This window comes from Microbacterium sp. LWO14-1.2 (assembly GCF_038397715.1).
Taxonomy (GTDB): Bacteria; Actinomycetota; Actinomycetes; order Actinomycetales; family Microbacteriaceae; genus Microbacterium.
This window is the reverse complement of the sequence record NZ_CP151633.1, coordinates 545,211-563,809: the sequence shown is the minus strand read 5'-3', so window position 1 is coordinate 563,809 and position 18,599 is coordinate 545,211. Positions and strand designations below refer to the sequence as shown.

Genomic DNA, 18,599 nt, shown 5'->3' with positions numbered 1-18,599 from the left:
CTATCCTCTCAGGAATCCCGACACCGAGCAGATAGGATGGTCCCATCCCATTCCCTGTTGCGAGGAGATACCCGTATGGGCTCACCGGCCGGTGTGCGAATCGTCGATTCCGCAGATGTGTCACCCGAGGCGACGATCGGCTCCGGAAGCTCGATCTGGCATCTGGCCCAGGTCCGTGAGGGGGCTCGCCTCGGTGAGAACTGCATCATCGGCCGCGGCGCCTATGTCGGCACCGGTGTCGAGATGGGGGACAACTGCAAGGTGCAGAACTACGCACTCGTGTACGAGCCCGCGAAGCTCGCCGACGGCGTGTTCATCGGCCCCGCCGTGGTTCTGACGAACGACACCTACCCGCGCGCGATCAACGCGGACGGCACGATCAAGAGCGCACACGACTGGGAGCCCGTCGGCGTCACCATCGAACGAGGAGCGGCCATCGGCGCACGCTCCACGTGTGTCGCGCCGGTGACGATCGGCGCCTGGGCTACTGTCGCCGCCGGTGCCGTCGTGGTGAAGGACGTCCCCGCCTACGCTCTCGTCGCAGGCGTCCCCGCGCGCCGCATCGGCTGGGTCGGCGAGTCGGGTGTGCCTCTGGCGGCCGGAGACGACGACAAGACCTGGGTCTGCCCGACGACGGGCGACCGCTACATCGAGACTGACGGAACACTGAGCAAGGAGATCGCGTGAGCGAGTTCATTCCCCCCGCAAAGCCCATCATCGGCGACGAAGAGCGCGAGGCCGTGGATCGCGTGCTCCGCAGCGGCATGGTCGCGCAGGGCCCCGAGGTCGCCGCCTTCGAGCAGGAGTTCTCGGCGCACTTCGTTCCCGGTCGCCCGTCGGTGGCCGTGAACTCCGGCACCGCCGGTCTGCACCTCGGCCTCCTCGCGGCCGGCGTCGGCGCGGGCGACGAGGTGATCGTCCCGTCCTTCACATTCGCCGCGACGGGCAACTCCGTCGCTCTCACAGGTGGTACGCCCGTCTTCGTCGACATCGAGCCAGATACGTTCTCGCTCGACCCGGAGGCGGTCGCTGCGGCGATCACCCCGCGCACCAAGGGCATCCTCCCCGTCCACCTGTACGGACACCCGGCGCGGATGCGTGAGCTCGAGGCTCTCGCCGCCGAGCGCGGCGTCGCTCTCTACGAAGATGCAGCTCAGGCGCACGGTGCGTCGCTCGACGGCCGTCCGGTCGGCTCGTTCGGCGAGTTCGCGATGTTCAGCCTGTACCCGACGAAGAACATGACGAGCGGCGAGGGCGGCATGGTCACCACCGCCACCGACGAGATCGCACGTCGCGTCAAGCTGCTGCGCAACCAGGGCATGGAGCGCCAGTACGAGAACGAGGTCATCGGCTTCAACGCTCGTATGACGGACATCCACGCCGCCATCGGCCGCGTCCAGCTGACGAAGGTCGACGCGTGGACGAAGACTCGCCAGGAGAACGCCGCCTACCTCGACGCCAACCTGCGGGGCGTCGTGGTGCCGCCGGTCGCCGACGGCGCGGTGCACGTGTACCACCAGTACACGGTGCGCGTACCAGAGGATCGTGACGGCTTCGTGGCCGCGCTCAAGAGCGAGCACAACGTGGGAGCCGGCGTCTATTACCCCATCCCGAACCACCGCCTACCCTCGCTCACGCACTTCGCCCCTGGGCTCGATCTGCCCGAGACCGAGCGCGCCGCGCGCGAGGTCGTCTCGCTGCCGGTGCATCCGTCGCTCAGCCGCGACGACCTCGAGCGCATCGTCGCCGCGGTGAACACCGTCGCCGGAGCGGGCGCCTGATGGCCGCTCTGCGCGCCGGCCTGCTCGGCGTCGGCATGATGGGGCGCAACCACGCCCGCGTCCTCCGTGACGTCGAGGGCATCGACCTCGTCGCGATCGCCGACCCGGGCGGGGACCCGCACAACGTCGCCGGGGATCTCGAGATCCTCCCCGACATCGAGTCCCTGATCGCAGCGGGCATCGACATCGCTGTGGTCGCGGTTCCCACGGCTTTCCACGAGGACGCGGCGCTCAAGCTCGCCGACGCCGGGGTGCACACCCTGGTCGAGAAGCCCATCGCGCACTCCGTCGAGGCGGGCCGCCGGATGACCGACGCCTTCGCGGCGAAGGGACTGGTCGGCGCGGTCGGCCACGTCGAGCGCTTCAACCCCGCACTGCAGGAGATGCGCCGTCGCCTCGAGGCTGGCGAGCTCGGCGACGTGTACCAGATCGCGACGCGCCGCCAGAGCACGTTCCCGGCGCGCATTGCCGATGTGGGCGTGGCGAAAGATCTCGCATCGCACGACATCGACCTGACCAGTTGGGTCGTTCAGAGCGATTACACGACCGTGTTCGCCCAGACCGCACACAAGAGCGGTCGTGAGTTCGAGGACATGATCACGGTCACCGGCCGATTGGCAAACGGTGTCATCGTGAACCACCTGGTGAATTGGCTGTCGCCGATGAAGGAGCGCGTCACGGTCGTGACCGGCGATCGCGGCACGTTCATCGCGGACACAGCGACGGGCGACCTGACGTTCTACGCCAACGGGACGATTCCTCTCGAGTGGGAGTCCATGCTCGCGTTCCGCGGCGTCTCCGAAGGCGACATCACGCGGTTCTCCTTCGCCAAGCGCGAGCCGCTGAAGGTCGAGCACGAGGCGTTCCGGGACGCCGTCCTCGGCAAGCCGAACCACGTCGTGACGATGGAGCAGGGGCTGCGGACCCTTGAAGTCGTCGAGGGTGCGATCGCATCCGCTCGGACCGGCTCGTCGACGTCGTTCGCGGCGTCCTAGACGATGAAGCGCATCTGGCCGGTCCTGCGGGACCTTCTCCCGTTGCTGCCCCAGGGCGCGCGCCGGTACTTCATGGGTTACATGGTGGCCACGACGGTCATCACTGGCCTCGACGTCGTCGCGATGTCATTGCTGGCACTCATCATCGGCCCCGCGCTCTCAGGCGGGACCTTGAGCCTGCCGATCATCGGCGAGGTAGCGACCGAGATGATTCCGCTTCTCGCGCTCGGCGCCTGTCTGCTGATCATCTTGAAGTCCGTTCTCTCGATCTCTCTGCACTGGTTCGCCACTCGACGGTTCGCCTCGTACGAGCTCGAGATCGGGGACCGGATGTTCAAGGCCTATATCAACTCGAGTTGGGAGGAGCGCTCAAAGCGATCGGTCGCGGAGATCACTCGCATCGCCGACGGAGGCATCGCCAACACCATGGCGGGGTTCCTCCTGCCGCTCATGCGCGTTCCGAGCATGATCTTCACGTTCGTGCTCATCATCGTGGTGCTCCTGGTGGCAGACCCGTGGACGGCGATCATCGCGTTCGTCTACCTCGGCGTCGTCGCCCTGATCGTGCACCAGGTGGTCACGAGGCGCTCGCTCGAGGCCGCGCAGGTCAACCTGAACTACAGCTATCGGGTCGCGATCCTGATGACCGAGATGATGGAGGCACTCAAAGAGCTCAGTCTTCGGAACCGCCTCTCCGAGGTGTCCGATCTCGTCACCGCGAACCGCAACCGTTCGGTGCGGGCCCGAGCGAATGGATCCTTCCTCGGGATCATTCCAGGCTTCGCGTTCGAGGCGGCGCTCATCGGCGGAGTCATCCTCATCGGTGGCTTCTCCTTCGCCCAGGGAGGAGTCACTGCTGCGCTGTCGTCGGTTGCGCTCTTCGCCGCAACTGGGTTCCGACTGATCCCGGCCATCACGGGCATTCAGGGGGGTATCGTTCAGGCTGTCGCGAGCACGCCCGCCGCGCTGGACGTGATCGGCGACCTGACGTCCGCGGAAAAGGACATGGCGACCTCGCAGGCTCCTGAGGACACGGCGCTACTCGCGGATAACCCGCGCGAGCTCAGACTTCAGGACGTGCGATTCCGCTACCCGAGCGCTTCGGAAGACGTCATTCGAGGCATGTCCCTGTCGATACCGCTGGGCAGCTCGCTGGGAATCGTCGGCCCTTCTGGCGCAGGAAAGTCGACCCTTATCGATCTTCTTCTCGGTCTCAGCCAGGCTTCGCAGGGTCAGATAACCATAGACGGCCAGCCTCTCGGCTCGGTTCTTCGCCAGTGGCGCGGACGGGTCGGTTATGTGCCTCAGCGCGTCGCGTTGTTCGATGGCAGTATCGCACAGAACGTCGCGCTCACCTGGAACGACGAGATCGACGAGGCGCGCGTCCTCCACGCGCTCGAGCGCGCACAGTTGGGTTCCCTGATCCGCTCTCGCGAGGGAGGTATCCACGAACGCATCGGGGAGCGGGGTGTATCGCTCTCCGGCGGACAGCAGCAGCGTCTCGGCATCGCTCGCGCCCTTTACACCGACCCGTTGGTACTCGTCCTCGATGAAGCGACGAGTTCGCTCGACACCAAGACCGAAGACGATGTCACGAAGTCGATTCGGGCGCTCCAGGGCGAGGTCACCCTGATCTCGGTCGCGCATCGTCTCTCCACGATCAAGGATTACGACCGCATCTGTTACGTCGACGAGGGGCGCATCGCTGCTTCCGGTACGTTCCTCGAAGTCGCCGCGACTCTGCCGGCGTTCGCAGAACAGGTCGTACTGGCCGGACTCGCGAAGGATTTGGGCTGAGGAGACGGAGCCATCACGGCGAACGGTCAGCCGGCGGTCATCGCCCGCATCCCCGCGAAGAGGGTGCGGAGGGGCGCCTGTCGATGTGCGACGAGGAAAGGGTTCCGCGTCACGAGTGCACCGACCGTGCGATAGTTCCATCGCGCGTCCAGCAGATGGAGGATTCGCGCCTCGTCAGGAGCGTCCGAACGTAGCTCATCGATCACGTCCCGGTCGACGCGAGCGAGAAGGGCGGTGACACCCGGTGCGAGACGTTCGGCGCGGGCGACCACATCGACGAGATCATCCCGGTGCGCGAGGAGTCCCGGTTCGGACCTCATCCGGGCGAGGACGGCGTCGAAGAAATGAACACGAAGCACCTTGATCAGCAAAGCGCTACGCGCCCTGCGTGCCAGGCGGGGAAACCACTCGGTGGCTTCGATCGCATCGAGAAACGCAAAATCCTCCGACACGCTGCGTGCCGAGAATGTGACGCGGTCATCAGCGTCGTCGTTTACGACGTATGCGGGGCCGGTGAGGTCGTATGCGATGTGCTCGCCGGTGAACCACAACGTTGCGGAGTACGCGAGATCCTCTCCGGAAGGGAGTCCCTCTGTGAAGCGGAGTGAGGGGAAGCGACGGCGATCGACCAGGCCCAACGGAGCGCTGCGGTACGCGAGACGGTCTTTGCGAGGATCGAGGTCGCGCGTCCGCCGGCCGTTTCGTACCGGTGGGTAGGGGTCATTGCTCCGGCCGACGATACGGATGCGCGCGATGACCGTCGAGGCGCCGGTTTCGGCCTGGAGTGCAAGCCAGGAGTCGACCGCGCCGGGTTCGAGCTCGTCATCGGACCCCATGACCGAGACGAAAGGCGCCTGCGAGTGCGCGAGGCCGAAGTTCATCGGGTTGGCGGGGGAGCGCACGCCATCGTGCAGTTCGAGGAGCCGCACGTCGGGATGTTCGGCGAGGTCGCCGAGGTTCGCGCGGATGATCTCGGGGTCGATGTTGTGGGCGACGACATTGACGCGGATCCGCGCGCGGTTCCGGTCTATCACGGAGGTCACTGCGCGGGCTATCGGTCGGGTCGCCGAATGAACGGCGATGGTCAGGTCGACGTCAAAAGCGGGCACGGATCGATGCTACTCGCTCAGGCACGTCACGAATCGCGGCTGGGTGCCACTGTGGCCCGCAGAGTTCGATAGGGGCCCTGCGCATGCAGGGACAGCAGCGGGTTGCGGGTGACGAGTGTTCCCAGCGGACCACCCTCCCATCGAGCGGCGAGCAACTGCCTGATACGGTCAGCATCAGGCGCCGACGAGCGGACTTCGTCGATGATGCGCCGCTCGACACGCGCCAAGAGCGCCACCGAACCGGGCGCGGCGAGATCGATGCGGCGGATCACGGCATCGATCTCGTTCTGATGGGAGATTATCCCTCCTGGTCCCTGCAGTCGATGGTAGATGGCATCGAACAGATGCAGGCGAAGGACCTTGACCCCGAACGCGACCCTCTGATTGCGAGGCAGACGGGGGAACCACGGCGCATCGATCGTGGTATCGAGGAACGCGAAGTCGTCGGTCACGGAGCGGGCGACGTGCGTCACCCGATCGTGCTCGTCCTCATGACCGATGTAACCGGGTCCCGTCGCAGCATAGGCAACCCTGCGGCCCGTGAACCACAACACCGCCGTGAACTCGAGATCCTCGCCCGAATGCAGATTCGGAGTGAACCGCAGGTCGGGGTGGTGCGACCGGGAGATGAGTCCGAGCGGCGCCGACCGATAGGCGAGGCGATCCTTGGCCGGGTGCAGATTCTTCGTGCGGCCGGCACGGACAGGCGGGTAGCGATCGGTCCCGCTCTCAAGGCGGTCGATGCGTGCCATGACGGTGGAGGCCCCGGTCTCCCGTGCGATGGTGAGCCAGGAGTCGATGGCTCCCGGAGCCAGTTCGTCGTCCGATCCGAGGAAGCTGACGAAGGGAGCTGTCGCCCTATCCAGGCCGAGGTTCATGGGTCCGGACGGCGAAGGGATTCTGTCCTCGAGGTGCAGGACGCGTAGTCGCGGATCTTCGACCACCGGTTCGAGGTTCCCGATGATCGCCTCGCGACTGATGTTGTGCGCGATCACCGTGACGCGCACATCGGCATCCGTCGCATCGAGCACTGAACGCACAGCACGCAGGACGGGACGGGTGCGGGTGTGTACGGGGATGATGACGTCGACATCGGGCGGGGTCACAGGTCCAGTCTAGTTTTCGGTCGGCGCGGCGCCAGACGCGCGGTGGACCGAAGACCGGAGACCACCAGTACAATTGCGTGGGCCGCTCTCCCGCGGCCACGCGCGAACAAGGAGCCCCGATCCTGGACAACCGCTCGATCCTCGAAGAACGGACCAAGCGCCTCGATGCACTGACCGGACTCCGGTGGTGGGCCGCGTTCATGGTCTTCCTCTACCACATGCTCGTGTTCGCCCCGCTCCCCGGGGTGATCACGACGGTCTTCGCGCAGGGCTACTTCGGGGTGACCTTCTTCTTCGTCCTGTCCGGCTTCGTGCTCACCTGGTCTGCGAGACCCGGAGTGAGTGTGTCGACGTTCTATTGGCGCCGTTTCGCGCGCATCTGGCCCGCGCACATGGTCGCGCTGGCCCTCGCGATCCCCGTTTTCTACACGCTCACCACGATTCCCGAGGGTAGCTTTCTGAAGCCGTTCGACTTCGGCATCCTGCTGCTCTCGGTGGTCCTTCTCCAGGGATGGTGGAACGCGCCCACCATCCTCTTCTCCGGTAACCCGGCCGCATGGACGCTCACCTGCGAGGCATTCTTCTACGCGCTGCACCCCTGGATCTCCCGGATCCTCGTGCGCTTCTCCCGACGCGGCGCGCTCTTTTTCGCGGCCGGTGTCGTGGCGTGCGCGTTCAGTTACCGTCTTCTCGTGTTGCTGTTGCCGGCGAGCGGTCTCGCTGACCTGCCGACCCCGGTCGTACGGGTGACGGAGTTCGTCCTGGGAATGGCGCTCGCATGGGCGATCCGCGCCGGGTGGCGAGTTCGGCTCTCTCCGCTCATCGGCGTCGGTTCCATGTTCATCACGGTTTTCGCGATCGTCTTCGTTTCGCAGTACCAGATCGACGTGCCAGTGGTGAGGCACATCCCCGCATTCGGCAATGAGCTGTTCACTCTGGCATGTGCAGCGGCGATCGTCTCGCTGGCTCAGCGCGGACTTGCAGGCAAGCGTTCGCTGTTCGAGTCCAAACTGCAGGTCTCGCTGGGCGAGTGGTCGTTCGCGTTTTACCTCGTGCATGCGACCTTCATCTACGTCGCACTTCGGATCTTCGGATTCCAGGACCCGTCGTGGCGGAACCTTGCCTGGTTCGCCGCGCTGTTCGCCGTCGATCTGATCGCCGCATGGGCACTGCACAGTTTCGTGGAGCGTCCGGTCGAGCGACGGATGCGCGGTTGGAAGGACGAGCGCGATCGTCGTGCACGGACGCGCGCCGACGTCAGGAACGCGGGCTGAGCCACCTGTCCATCAGGACTCGCGCGCTCGCACGGCCCGAGTGCACCTTGCGAACGAAGTCCGGACCCGCCGTCGCCAAAGCCCGCATGCGCTCCGGGTCGTCGATGAGTCCTCGGACAGCGGCCGCCAGGGTGTCGGGGGTAGCCTCAACGATCGGCAGGGGCATGCCGGTCGCAGCATGGACATGCTCTCGTACTTCGGGCAGGACGTGTCCGATGACCACGCATCCGGCGGCCATGGCTTCGCACGCGGCGACGCCATAGGATCCCGCGCGGAACTGATCGATCACGATGTCGGCATCCGCGAAAACACCTGGCATCTGCGAGGAGGGAACACCGGTTACCAGCTCGTAGTCCACGACTCCGTCCTCGATCAACGGCTGTAACGCCGGAACGATGTAGTGGCTGCCCTTCTGCAACGGCGCACTTGCGGCGTGGACGATGCGCGCTGAGCCATCCCGGGTGCGGACTCCGTCGCGAGCGAAAGCATCCGCGTCGACGACGACGGGGCACCATACGCCGCGAGGTACGTCCGCAAGCAAGTCCGGGGTGGAGACGAAGGTCGGCCGTTGCCACCGGTCTAACAGTGCGCGGTTCCTCTCGGCGTCGACTCGAAGCGTCTCCGTTCGCGGGTCCTCAGGGTAGAGCGACCATGGTGTCCGACGCGCATGATCGTCCGGATCCCTGACGTCCGTGCCATGACACATGAAAGCGACAGAGAGGCCGGCTCGTTCCATCGCTTCGATCTCCGCGGACAGATCGCGTCCGAACCGCCGGCCGAAAATCGGCCGTTCAGCCTCGATGAGGACATGCGTGAAGCCGGTGACGGCCTTCCACTCGGCAGCAGCCCAGGATCCGGAGCCCTGCGCGACGGCGAACGGCACCAGCGTATCCGCTGGGAAAGCGAAGCCGCCCGGGAGCTCCTCGGCCATGTTCCTCGCTCCGATGTCTGCATCCGCCGATTCCAGTGCTCGCGCCCACTGGAATGCCTGTCCGGAGTAGTTCGTCGGGGCGATGAACACGCGTATCGCTGTCTGGGGCACGTCCGTCACCTCGCCCGAGGACGACATGCCGAGCATGGTCATGGTGAGCCGGCCGATGAAGCCATCCGGGTTCCGCGCCGGCTCCTCGAGTACCCGATTCATCCATTGCGGCATGGAGGATCGGTGGCGCACCAGCCAATCAGCGATCGCCGAGAACATCAGTGTCTCCTCCGCCCGGAGCCGACGTCGGCGAGGACGAGAGCAACCCGTTTGGCCACGGCGCGCATCGTATGGTTTCCGTCGATCCAGGCGCCGAGCGCACGTCGCCGCTCTGGCTCGAACCCGGCGTCAGCGAGCCGTCTCATCGCCTGCGCAATCTCCTCGGCGTTGTAATCGCACGCGGTCCCGGCGCCGAGATCGTCCGGGATGCCGCTCAGGAACGGCCCTGTCGGACCGGGGCCGGCGAAGATGACGGGACAACCTGCCGCCAGCGAGGAATACGTCTTGGTGGCGAACGCGAACTCGTACGCCGTGCCCGGCTTGAGGGTCGCGATACTGGCGACTGCGGAGGCGAAGTGAAGGTTCAACTCTGCGGGCGCGATGGGGTCGAGAAAGTCGATGGCATCAGAAACCCCCAATGCCTGCGCTCGCTTCTCGAGCATCGACTTCTCCGTGCCGTTGCCGATCACGCGCAGACGGTACCCGGGGTGCGTCCGGCTGAAGGCCGCGAACGCGTCGATCATGATGTCGGCGCCATGCCAGGCAGAGTAACTCCCGGCGTAGAGGAAGAGCTTGTCCGGTTCGTTGTCGACCACCTTGAACTCGGCTGTGTCGGCGCCGAAGCCCGTGACGACCACGCGCGTCTGGGCGCCGAGGTCCCTCACTCGCCGCACCACTCCCTCCGAGATCGTGACAACAGTCTCTGCGCCACGTAGAGCGAAGCGCTCTACCCACCGCAGCACACGAATGACTGCACGCGAATTCGTCGCCATGTCCGCAGCATCGGACCAGATGTCCGCGGCGTCGTACACGTAGGGGATGCGCCGGAGAGCACAGACGACACGCACGACGGCACCGGTGGTGGGCGGGGGCTCAGCCAGCACGACATCGGGTCGCGTGGCGAACAGCAGGCGGACTGACAGGGGGACATCGAACGACAGGTACGGGAGGTATCCGCGGACGTAGCCGTCGCGATCGCGCAGCACAGGAAACGTCCGCACGTCCTCACTCGCCTCGATGGAGTCTGAGCGGCGAGGCGGCTTCGCCGTCAGGACCATGACACTGTGGCCATCGGCGCGAAGGGCGTCGGAGACGGAACCGAGGAACAGCGACGCTGCGGACGGCTCCGGTCTGTAGATCCGCGAGACGATGGCTACCCGCATGTCAGGCCGTGAAGAAGTGCTTCATGAGCACGTCGCGCGAGTAGTCGCCGTTGTGCAGCCGATTAACGAACGCGGGGCCGGACTTCGCGATGGTGCGGTAATGACCGCGTCGCTCGACGACATCGCGCAGGACCTGCTCGATGGAGTCGATGGTGGTGGGGACGATGGGAAGCGGCATCCCCGCCGCGGACTCCACCACGTCGCGCACCTGATCGCTCACGTGAGCGAGCAGCAGGCGGCCGGCCGCCATCGTCTCGCAAGCCGCCACGCCGTAATCCCCGGAACGGAACTGATCGAGCACGACATCAGCGTCGGCGAAGACCTCGGGCATCCGGTCATTGGGTATGCCCTTGAGCTCGACATACTCGATGAGCCCTTCTTCGTGGAGTCTCCGTGCGACGGGAGCGATCTGCAGTGTGCCTTTGGCATTCGGGTTCGTGGGGGCGTGCACGACCTTGATTCGCTCCCGTTCGAGGAGGGGGGCGTCGTTTGCCCACTTCTCCTCGTCGACGATCACCCCGAGGAAGTGTGCGTCGGGGAGATCCATGAGGAGTCCGGCTGTCGACACGAAAGTCGGTGCGGCGAGGTCGGCCACCAATTCGAGATTGCGCGCCACGACGGGTTCGAGCAGATCTGCGGACACCCAGATGTCGTTGTGGAAGTACGACCACTCATCGTTCGCCATGTGACGGGACGGGAGCCGCACATCCGTGCCGTGCCCGGCGACTCCGACCGTCAACCCCGCATCCCGGAGCAAAGCCGCCTGTCGCCGAACGTCGCCCTTGAACATACCGCCGAGTATGGGGAAGCACGCCTCGATCAGCACGTGCGTGTAGTTCTCACGCAGGTCGTCGAGCATCGCCCGCTGCCACGCTCTGGAGTGCTCCGCGGTGCGCCAGCTCAGAACGTGATCCGCACCGTAATTGAACGGATTGTTCGCTTCATGAACGTAGTTCCTCGCGGACACGAGGCCTGAGCTCTCGGCAGCGCGCGACCAGCGGTAACCCTGACCGGCATAGTTCACCGGGCCGACGAGCATACGGTACTGCTTGCTCGTGTCGGGTACGGGAGGCTCCGGCGGTACCACACCTCTGGCACGATCCACTCCGGATGCGATGGCGTCCTGAAAGGCTTTCGGCAAGAGTTTCCAGGTCGCTTCAACTGCCGGGTGCATCCTCAGAGTCCTTTCGAGCGAAGGGATCGACCGGGGAGATCCACCGATCGATGAGAATCTGGGCTGAACGCCGGCCGTCGTGCACTGAGCGCACGAACGCGCGAGACGATTGCGCCAGTGGGACGAGATCCGTCCGCGCGAGGCCACGCAGCACGTCCTCAAGAGTATCCGGCGTCGCCTCGACGATCGGGAGTTCCTCTCCGGTCGTGCCGTGTACCGCCTCGCGCACCTGCGAGGATACCTGTCCCACGACCACGCATCCGGATGACATCGCTTCGCAGGCGGCGACGCCGTAGGAGCCGGCCCGGAACTGATCGAGGACGACGTCCGCCTGCGCGAACGCCTCCGGCATTCGCGCCGACGGGACGCCCTGCAACAAGGTCAACTCCACGATGCCCTCGGCCACGAGCTTGTCGAGCGTTGGCATGATGAGGGGCGTGCCCTTGGCTGCTGCGACGGACGGTGCATGCGCGACGCGGAGTGGCGTTCCTTCGGGTCGGATAGAGCGTGGCTCATGCCAGCGCTCCGGATCCACGACGACCGGCACCCATGCCGCACCCGGCAGATCGACGAGCAGATCGGGAGTGGAGACGAACACGGGGCGACCACTGTGTGAGACGAGGTCTATGTTGCGTGCGGCGAGGGCCTCGGCGCGCGGACGATACACGCTCGGGTCGGCGAAGTACGACCACGGGTTGTTGCGGATATGACGGGAAGGAAGGCGGACGTCGGTTCCGTGACCCAGGTATGCGACATCCACCCCCGCTGCGATCAAGGCGCCCGCCTGACGAGCGACGGATCGGTCGAGAAGTCGGCCGAACGGCGGCTCCTCGGCTTCGATCAGCACGTGGGTGGCGCCCTTGGCAGCAGCGAATTGCCGTCGCTGCCATTCCGGGTCGTTGTGATATGTGCCAACGGGCACGACGAGGTCTGCGTCGAAGTGGAATCCACCGGGGACGTCGACGGCCATGTTCCGGGCCGAGATGTCGGCGGAGGCGGCTTCGAGGGCTCGAGCCCATGCGGTTCCCTGCGCGGAATAGTTCACCGGCGCTACCAGTACCCGTACCGGCTTCGCATCGAATGACGTCGCCGCTACCGATCCTCGAGGCGCCGGAGGCCCCAGGCGTCGAGCTGCAAGCCTGCCGACGAGACTCGTCGGATTGTCAGCGATCCGATCGATGAGGCCGTTCACGACCCGCGGATAGCGGTTCCGGTTCACGACAGCCGACCGTGATCGTGTCGTGCTCTACACATGTTCTCCAGTCTATCCGGGCTCGGTGAAGCGTTGCTGCAACGGCTACTCGATATCATGGCTGGTCGACGCGCCCTTCCTCGGGTGCCAGGGTTTTCAATCGAACGGCGGATTCATGACCTCTCCAGAGCCGGGCAAGCTCGGTTTCTCGCTCAAGGACTACGCGGACACGCTCAAGGCGTACCTCGCCGACGGATACGCCGTCACGAGCTTCCGCGAGTACCTCGAGGCGCCCCAGTCGAAGCATCTGGTGCTCCGCCATGACATCGACAACAGCATCGAGCAGGCGCTGCGCGTTGCTCGGGTCGATGCGGAGGCCGGCTGCACCTCGTCGTTCTTCTTGCGAGTGCATGCGCGAGGCTACAGCCTGATGAGCCTGCCGTCTCTCCTCATCATCCGGGAGATGGAAGAACTCGGCCATGAGGTGCAGCTGCACCTCGAGGGCGGGATCGGAGAGGTCATGGGCGGCGACAACTTCGAGTGGGCTGAGCGGCAGCGCACGGTCTTCGAGACTGCCGTCGGCCGTTCGCTGGGAGGGTTCAGCCTGCATGAGCCGGCGCGCCTCGGCGGCTTCGAGTTCGCCGCGCAACTACTCGAGCGCTGGTCTGAGACAGTGAGCTACCACGCCTATGAGCCGCGATTCATGATGCCGAACATGAAGTATCTCAGCGACAGCAGCGGGAACTGGCGCGAAGGTCACTTCGCACTGTGGGTCGGCAAGGAACCGCTCATGCAGGTTCTCACTCATCCCTTCTGGTGGTTCGACAAGGTGCCAGCTGAGAACTACTGAACCCTCAGGGTGCGTTGGTGCCGATCTTCTTGGCCGGATTTCCCACGCGAACTTCATCGGCCGGGACGGATTTCAGCGCGACCGCGCCGATCCCCAGAAGAGAGTTCGAACCGAGGGTGACCCCCTGGATGATCGACGCGTTCGGGCCGATCCAGGCATTGTCCTCTACGGTGACGCTCCCAGAGATCTCTGCGCACGCCGTCACGATGACATTCCGACCGATCTGGCAGTTGTGCGCAACATGGACGTGGTCATCGACCTTCGTATGGTCCCCGATGCGAGTCGGGACGATCGTGCCTGAGCACACCGTGGTGAAGTTTCCGATCTCCGCGTCGTCTCCGATCACGACGGACCCCACGTGAGGGATGCGGATGTTGTCGCCAGCGGCATCCTTCTCCATGCCGAATCCTTCCTCGCCGATCACCGCATGACTTTTCACCAGAGTGCGGTCGCCGATGACGACGTCATGACCGACCACCACATGATCACGGATCTCCGCAGACGCCCCGATTCTCGCGCCGGCGCGAACCACCGTGTACTCCCCGATGTGCGCCGACGGGTGGACGTCTGCTTCCGGATGGACTCGAGCGGTCGGAGACACACCCGGCTCCGGCCGACGGGCGAAATGTCGGGTGAGCGATTGCGCGAAGGCGGCCCGAGGGTTGTCGACGGCGATGGTCGAGCCTGCCGTCGGCGTCTCCGGTGCATCGATGGGGGCCAGGACGATCGCACCGGATGCCAGCGCGCGAGCGAGCGCCTCGCTGTACTTGGCGACGTCTGTCACGAACGTCAGGTCGCCCAGTGCTGCTCCATCCAGCGGTGCAATACCGGTGATCGGCGCGTCGGGACCGATCAAGGAGGCTGACAGATCAGCGGCGATCACGGAGGCGGTGAGATCGGAGAGAGTCATCTCTTGACTGTACCGGCGTGGCCGGGACCGGCCGACGACGGATGGGTAAGATGGCCGCATGGATGAGAAGACGCTGTTGGACCTGGTCGCAGAGATCCTCGAGACGGATGTTGCGGATGTCTCGATGGCCGACGAGCTCGAGGCTCTCGGATGGGATTCGCTCGCCAACATCTCCTTCATCGCCGAGGTGGACGACGCGGTAGGTGTGACCATCGGCGCCGACGAGCTCGCGAACGCGGTCACCGTCGCCGACCTGCAGGCCTTGGTCAACGTCGCCTCCGGTGAGTGACACGCCGGATTTTCTCGGCATCGAAGGTCGAGCTTTCGCCATCACCGGCGCTTCTTCGGGGATTGGTCGTGCCGCGGCGATCATGGCCAGCCAGCATGGTGCCCGCGTTGCGCTGATCGGCCGCCGCGAGGCTGAGCTCGAGCGCACTCGGGAGTCGATGCACGGGGCGGGGCACATGGTGATGCCGTTCGATGTCAGTGCCCACGAAGAGATCCCGCGGCTCTTCCGATCGATCGTCGATGAGATGGGCGCGTTGGACGGGCTCCTCCATGCGGCGGGCGTGCACGCGACCACCCCGCTTCGAATCGTGGCGGCCGACCAGGCCGCACTACTCTTCGATATCAACGTCACGAGTTCCCTCATGCTCACCAAGGGCTTCCGTCATGCCAAAGTCCGAGGCTCGGAGCCGAGTGTCGTCCTGATGTCATCGGCCGTCGGACTCGTGGGTGAGGCCGGCGTCAGCGTCTATGCCGCTTCGAAGGCTGCAGTCGCGTCCCTCGGCCGGTCGCTCGCGCTCGAGCTCGCTCGCGAAGGCGTGCGCGTGAACAGCATCGCCGCCGGGATCGTGGAGACGGAGCTCACTGCAGGCCTGCGCCAGCGGGTCGGCGCCGAGGCATGGGCGCAGATCGAAGACGCTCATCCTCTCGGTGTCGGAACCGTCGAGGACGCCGCCAGCGCGGCGATGTATCTGCTTTCTCCCGCGTCTCGTTGGGTGACCGGGACGGCACTGGTCGTCGACGGCGGGTACACGGCCAGGTAGTGGACAGGGCATCGTAGGATTGAGCCATGGGTGCCCGAATCGCTGGAGTCGACTACTATCTTCCGGAGCAGGTCCTCTCGAATGAGGATCTCTCTCGTGAATTCCCCGAGTGGAGCGTGGAGAAGATCTCGTCAAAGACGGGGATCGATCGGCGCCACATCGCGGCGGCGGACGAGTTCTCCTCGGACCTCGCCATCGCTGCAGGGCGTGCGCTGTTCGAGCGGGACGGGATCGACGCCTCGAGCATCGACTACCTGATCGTCTGCACGCAGAGCCCGGATTACTACCTCCCATCGACGGCATGCATCGTCCAGGATGCGCTGGGGATCCCCACGTCGGCTGGCGCAACAGACATCACGCTGGGCTGCTCCGGCTACATCTACGCGCTCGGTCTCGCCAAGGGGCTCATCGAATCGGGACAGGCGGCACGAGTGCTCGTCATCACCGCGGACACCTATACCAAGTTCATCAACGACGCTGACAAGTCCGTGCGGACGATCTTCGGAGACGGCTCAGCCGCGACACTGGTGACCGATGACGGTGACGCAGACACGATCTGCGCGATGACGTATGGCACAGACGGCACTGGCGCCAAGAGCTTGATCGTGCCCAACGGCGGGCTGCGAGCGGGCACGACCCTTCAGCCCAAGGCGGATTCCGTCGGGCGGCAACTGGTCGAGGGTGCGTACGACCTGTACATGGACGGGCCTGAGATCTTCAATTTCACGCTTCGAGTCGTTCCCCCCACGGTGGATGAGATCCTCGAGAAGGCTGGCACCGATCTCGATGGGATCGACCTGTTCGTCTTCCACCAGGCGAACGCATTCATGCTGGAGCATCTGCGGAAGAAGTTGCGGGTTCCTCAGGAGAAGTTCTTCGTCTCTCTGGCCGAGACCGGCAACACCGTCTCCTCCACGATCCCGATCGCCCTGGCTGACGCAGAGCGTGCTGGCGTCCTCCGCCCAGGAATGCGTGTCATGCTGCTGGGCTTCGGCGTCGGGCTGTCCTGGGGCGGCCTCGTCGTCCGCTGGTGACCAGTCGATGACATGGCTCGACCAGGCGTGGACCGCGGTCCTCGCCCTCCTGGTGGTCCTGTTTCCAGGAGCCGTCGCAGCGCTGACCGTCCGTTTGCGGGGTTTCGCGGTGATGGCCGCAGCGGCTCCCCTCTCGCTCGCGCTCTTGACAGCGGCAGCCCTGGTCAACGTGGTGGTGCCGTTTCACTGGTCGGCCGGAACATGGCTGGCGAGCGCAGCCCTGCTCATCGCGGCCGCATTCGGGGTCCGTGTCGCCGTCGACAGGCTCTCACGTCGAGGGCGAGTCCGGCTGCCGCAGCGGCGTTCGATCGGATGGCTGCGAGAGTCGCTGCCTTTCGCCGTAGTCGCCGGTGTCGCGGCACTTTCTGCACCTCGCCTGGCCGCAGCCTTCGGCGTACCGTCGAACATCTCGCAGACTTTCGACAACATCTACCATCTCAACGCGGTGCGGCAGATCCTGGATGACGGACTCATCGCACCGACCCGTCAACTGCTCCCTGGCTTCTATCCTGACCTCTGGCATATCGTCGTCTCGACCGTCGCCGAGCTGAGCGGTGCCGGCGTCGCCGAATCCGTCAACGTCGTCAGCGTCGTCCTCGGCGCGGTCGTGTGGCCCATCTCGTGCATCTGGCTCGTACGCACCATCGTCGGCGCGCATGTCGGTGCCACGGTGACCGCGGGTGCGTTGTCGGTCGGGATGGCGGCGTTCCCGTTGCTCATGCTCGACTTCGGCGTGCTGTACCCGAACGTCCTGTCGATCTCGCTGTTGCCGTCGGCGATCGCCGCGGCCGTGCTGGTATCGGGCGTCGGCCGAGGAGATCGCCCGGACCCAGTCGTCCGCTGGCTTCTGCTGGTCGCGCTCATCCCGACTCTGGCCCTGGCGCATCCGAGTACTCTCATGGCGTTTCTGCTGCCGGGGTTCCTGCTCGCCTTCACCGGCATCGCCCTGTGGTGCCGTCGTGAGCGCGCGGCGAGACGGCCGGTCGAGCGCCGGAGGTGGGCGATCATCGCGATCGCGGGAGTGTTCCTGGTCGCCGTGACCGTCTTCGTCGTCGCCCGCCCCAATCGGACGCTCGCTTTCTGGCCGCCGTCCGCGACCATGCAGGATGCGCTCATGCAGATCGTGTCGGGCGGCCTCGTGTGGAGACCTTCGGAATGGGTGATCTCGGCAGTGGCTGCGGCGGGAGTGCTCACCGTGATCCTCGCCAAGCGCTGGCGGAGGCAATGGTGGCTCGTCGCCTCGACGGCGGGGATGATCGCCGTCTACATCGTCTGCATCGCCTTCCCGATGAGTGGCTTCCGTTACGGACTCACCGGCACCTGGTACCAGGACATCTACCGCATAGCGGCGCTGCTGCCCACATTCCTCGTGCCGCTCGGTGCTCTTGGAGTCGTCGGAATGGTCGCCGTTCTCGCGCGGCTGTTGCGCGCCGTCCAGCGTCCCTCCGTGAGGTGGGTGCCGACGGCTGTCGGAGCCGTGCTCGGTGCGGCGATCCTCGTGTCTACGCAGACCGGCCCGGCGCTCGCCGAAGAGACCGCCAACACGGCTGTGATGTATCAGCAGGAGGCATGGTCGCCACTGCTCACGAACGACGAACGCGCCCTGATCGACCGCCTGCCGGAGACCGTCCCCGCCGACGACGTCATCGTCGGAAGCCCATGGACGGGGACGTCGTTGAGCTTCGCGCTCGCGAACCGGCGAGCCCTGGTGCCGCACATCTTCCAGGAGCTCTCGCCCGACATGATCACGATCACGGAGCGGCTGAACCGTGCGGCCGCCGAACCGGAGGTGTGCGAAGCTCTCGAGCGCACCGGTACACGGTGGGTGCTCGACTTCGGCGCGGCGGAGATCCACAACGGCGATCACTCGTACCCGGGGCTCGAGGATCTGGGGAGTCTGGTCCGTCTGGCCGACAGCCAGGGCGATGCGCGCCTGTACGAGATCGTCGCCTGCGACTGAGAGG

Annotated in this window: 17 protein-coding genes; 10 read left to right on the top strand and 7 right to left on the bottom strand. The window is 65.5% G+C overall.

Going from position 1 to position 18,599, the window contains the following annotated elements:
• Positions 1-75 precede the first annotated feature (75 nt).
• Genes MRBLWO14_RS02820 through MRBLWO14_RS02805 form a run of 4 tightly spaced genes read left to right on the top strand, consistent with a single transcriptional unit; the run spans position 76 to position 4,573 of the window.
• On the top strand, positions 76-687 hold the full coding sequence (locus MRBLWO14_RS02820) for a DapH/DapD/GlmU-related protein (protein ID WP_341934960.1): 612 nt from the start codon (positions 76-78) through the stop codon (positions 685-687).
• Positions 684-1,781: a DegT/DnrJ/EryC1/StrS family aminotransferase gene (locus MRBLWO14_RS02815; protein ID WP_341934959.1), complete on the top strand. Its 1,098-nt coding sequence runs from the start codon at positions 684-686 to the stop codon at positions 1,779-1,781. Before MRBLWO14_RS02820 ends, MRBLWO14_RS02815 begins: the two co-directional genes overlap by 4 nt.
• A complete protein-coding gene (locus tag MRBLWO14_RS02810) occupies positions 1,781-2,776 on the top strand; it encodes a Gfo/Idh/MocA family oxidoreductase (RefSeq protein ID WP_341934958.1) in 996 nt (331 codons plus the stop codon). Before MRBLWO14_RS02815 ends, MRBLWO14_RS02810 begins: the two co-directional genes overlap by 1 nt.
• Before the next feature lie 3 nt (positions 2,777-2,779).
• The gene (locus tag MRBLWO14_RS02805) at positions 2,780-4,573 is read left to right on the top strand and encodes an ABC transporter ATP-binding protein (RefSeq protein WP_341934957.1); all 1,794 of its coding nucleotides are present in this window, start codon (positions 2,780-2,782) and stop codon (positions 4,571-4,573) included.
• Positions 4,574-4,599: 26 nt separating this feature from the next.
• Here MRBLWO14_RS02805 and MRBLWO14_RS02800 read toward each other — a convergent pair whose 3' ends face one another.
• Together MRBLWO14_RS02800 and MRBLWO14_RS02795 are read right to left on the bottom strand one after the other, a co-directional pair.
• Complete coding sequence (locus MRBLWO14_RS02800; RefSeq protein WP_341934956.1) at positions 4,600-5,682, bottom strand: glycosyltransferase; 1,083 nt, start codon at positions 5,680-5,682, stop codon at positions 4,600-4,602.
• A gap of 26 nt (positions 5,683-5,708) precedes the next feature.
• On the bottom strand, positions 5,709-6,788 hold the full coding sequence (locus MRBLWO14_RS02795; protein ID WP_341934955.1) for a glycosyltransferase family 2 protein: 1,080 nt from the start codon (positions 6,786-6,788) through the stop codon (positions 5,709-5,711).
• 77 nt (positions 6,789-6,865) lie between these two features.
• On the opposite strand from MRBLWO14_RS02795, the gene MRBLWO14_RS02790 reads away from it, so the two are divergent.
• A complete protein-coding gene (locus MRBLWO14_RS02790) occupies positions 6,866-8,062 on the top strand; it encodes an acyltransferase (RefSeq protein WP_341934954.1) in 1,197 nt (398 codons plus the stop codon).
• On the opposite strand, the gene MRBLWO14_RS02785 is transcribed toward MRBLWO14_RS02790, so the two are convergent.
• The 4 genes from MRBLWO14_RS02785 to MRBLWO14_RS02770 all read right to left on the bottom strand — a co-directional run bounded on the left by MRBLWO14_RS02785 (position 8,046) and on the right by MRBLWO14_RS02770 (position 12,792).
• Entirely contained in the window at positions 8,046-9,263 is a 1,218-nt protein-coding gene (locus MRBLWO14_RS02785; RefSeq protein WP_341934953.1) for a glycosyltransferase, read from the bottom strand. The two genes, MRBLWO14_RS02790 and MRBLWO14_RS02785, sit on opposite strands and share 17 nt — an antisense overlap.
• Entirely contained in the window at positions 9,263-10,426 is a 1,164-nt protein-coding gene (locus MRBLWO14_RS02780) for a glycosyltransferase family 4 protein (protein WP_341934952.1), read from the bottom strand. Before MRBLWO14_RS02780 ends, MRBLWO14_RS02785 begins: the two co-directional genes overlap by 1 nt.
• A 1-nt stretch (position 10,427) precedes the next feature.
• A complete protein-coding gene (locus MRBLWO14_RS02775; RefSeq protein WP_341934951.1) occupies positions 10,428-11,465 on the bottom strand; it encodes a hypothetical protein in 1,038 nt (345 codons plus the stop codon).
• Positions 11,466-11,583: 118 nt separating this feature from the next.
• On the bottom strand, positions 11,584-12,792 hold the full coding sequence (locus MRBLWO14_RS02770; RefSeq protein WP_341934950.1) for a hypothetical protein: 1,209 nt from the start codon (positions 12,790-12,792) through the stop codon (positions 11,584-11,586).
• 175 nt (positions 12,793-12,967) lie between these two features.
• Here MRBLWO14_RS02770 and MRBLWO14_RS02765 point away from each other — a divergent pair, with 175 nt between their 5' ends.
• Positions 12,968-13,642, top strand: a complete 675-nt coding sequence (locus tag MRBLWO14_RS02765; protein WP_341934949.1) for a GCN5 family acetyltransferase — start codon at positions 12,968-12,970, stop codon at positions 13,640-13,642.
• Between the two features lie 4 nt (positions 13,643-13,646).
• Here MRBLWO14_RS02765 and MRBLWO14_RS02760 read toward each other — a convergent pair whose 3' ends face one another.
• Positions 13,647-14,525, bottom strand: a complete 879-nt coding sequence (locus MRBLWO14_RS02760; protein ID WP_341934948.1) for an LpxD N-terminal domain-containing protein — start codon at positions 14,523-14,525, stop codon at positions 13,647-13,649.
• An 85-nt stretch (positions 14,526-14,610) separates the two neighbouring features.
• Here MRBLWO14_RS02760 and MRBLWO14_RS02755 point away from each other — a divergent pair, with 85 nt between their 5' ends.
• From MRBLWO14_RS02755 to MRBLWO14_RS02740, 4 genes are read left to right on the top strand one after another with little or no spacing between them, the layout of a single operon-like run.
• On the top strand, positions 14,611-14,841 hold the full coding sequence (locus tag MRBLWO14_RS02755) for an acyl carrier protein (protein ID WP_341934947.1): 231 nt from the start codon (positions 14,611-14,613) through the stop codon (positions 14,839-14,841).
• Positions 14,834-15,601: an SDR family oxidoreductase gene (locus MRBLWO14_RS02750; protein ID WP_341934946.1), complete on the top strand. Its 768-nt coding sequence runs from the start codon at positions 14,834-14,836 to the stop codon at positions 15,599-15,601. The genes MRBLWO14_RS02755 and MRBLWO14_RS02750 overlap by 8 nt, the downstream gene beginning before the upstream one ends.
• A gap of 26 nt (positions 15,602-15,627) precedes the next feature.
• Positions 15,628-16,635, top strand: a complete 1,008-nt coding sequence (locus tag MRBLWO14_RS02745; protein ID WP_341934945.1) for a ketoacyl-ACP synthase III — start codon at positions 15,628-15,630, stop codon at positions 16,633-16,635.
• 7 nt (positions 16,636-16,642) lie between these two features.
• A complete protein-coding gene (locus tag MRBLWO14_RS02740; protein WP_341934944.1) occupies positions 16,643-18,595 on the top strand; it encodes a DUF6541 family protein in 1,953 nt (650 codons plus the stop codon).
• Positions 18,596-18,599: the final 4 nt, after the last annotated feature.

Bases quoted from the DNA above. Each gene is read 5' to 3' on its own strand.
- MRBLWO14_RS02820 (WP_341934960.1), top strand. From the start codon at position 76: ATGGGCTCACCGGCCGGTGTGCGAATCGTCGATTCCGCAGATGTGTCA.
- MRBLWO14_RS02810 (WP_341934958.1), top strand. From the start codon at position 1,781: ATGGCCGCTCTGCGCGCCGGCCTGCTCGGCGTCGGCATGATGGGGCGC.
- MRBLWO14_RS02805 (WP_341934957.1), top strand. From the start codon at position 2,780: ATGAAGCGCATCTGGCCGGTCCTGCGGGACCTTCTCCCGTTGCTGCCC.
- MRBLWO14_RS02785 (WP_341934953.1), bottom strand. From the start codon at position 9,263: ATGTTCTCGGCGATCGCTGATTGGCTGGTGCGCCACCGATCCTCCATG.
- MRBLWO14_RS02780 (WP_341934952.1), bottom strand. From the start codon at position 10,426: ATGCGGGTAGCCATCGTCTCGCGGATCTACAGACCGGAGCCGTCCGCA.
- MRBLWO14_RS02775 (WP_341934951.1), bottom strand. From the start codon at position 11,465: ATGCTCGTCGGCCCGGTGAACTATGCCGGTCAGGGTTACCGCTGGTCG.
- MRBLWO14_RS02765 (WP_341934949.1), top strand. From the start codon at position 12,968: ATGACCTCTCCAGAGCCGGGCAAGCTCGGTTTCTCGCTCAAGGACTAC.
- MRBLWO14_RS02755 (WP_341934947.1), top strand. From the start codon at position 14,611: ATGGATGAGAAGACGCTGTTGGACCTGGTCGCAGAGATCCTCGAGACG.
- MRBLWO14_RS02745 (WP_341934945.1), top strand. From the start codon at position 15,628: ATGGGTGCCCGAATCGCTGGAGTCGACTACTATCTTCCGGAGCAGGTC.
- MRBLWO14_RS02740 (WP_341934944.1), top strand. From the start codon at position 16,643: ATGACATGGCTCGACCAGGCGTGGACCGCGGTCCTCGCCCTCCTGGTG.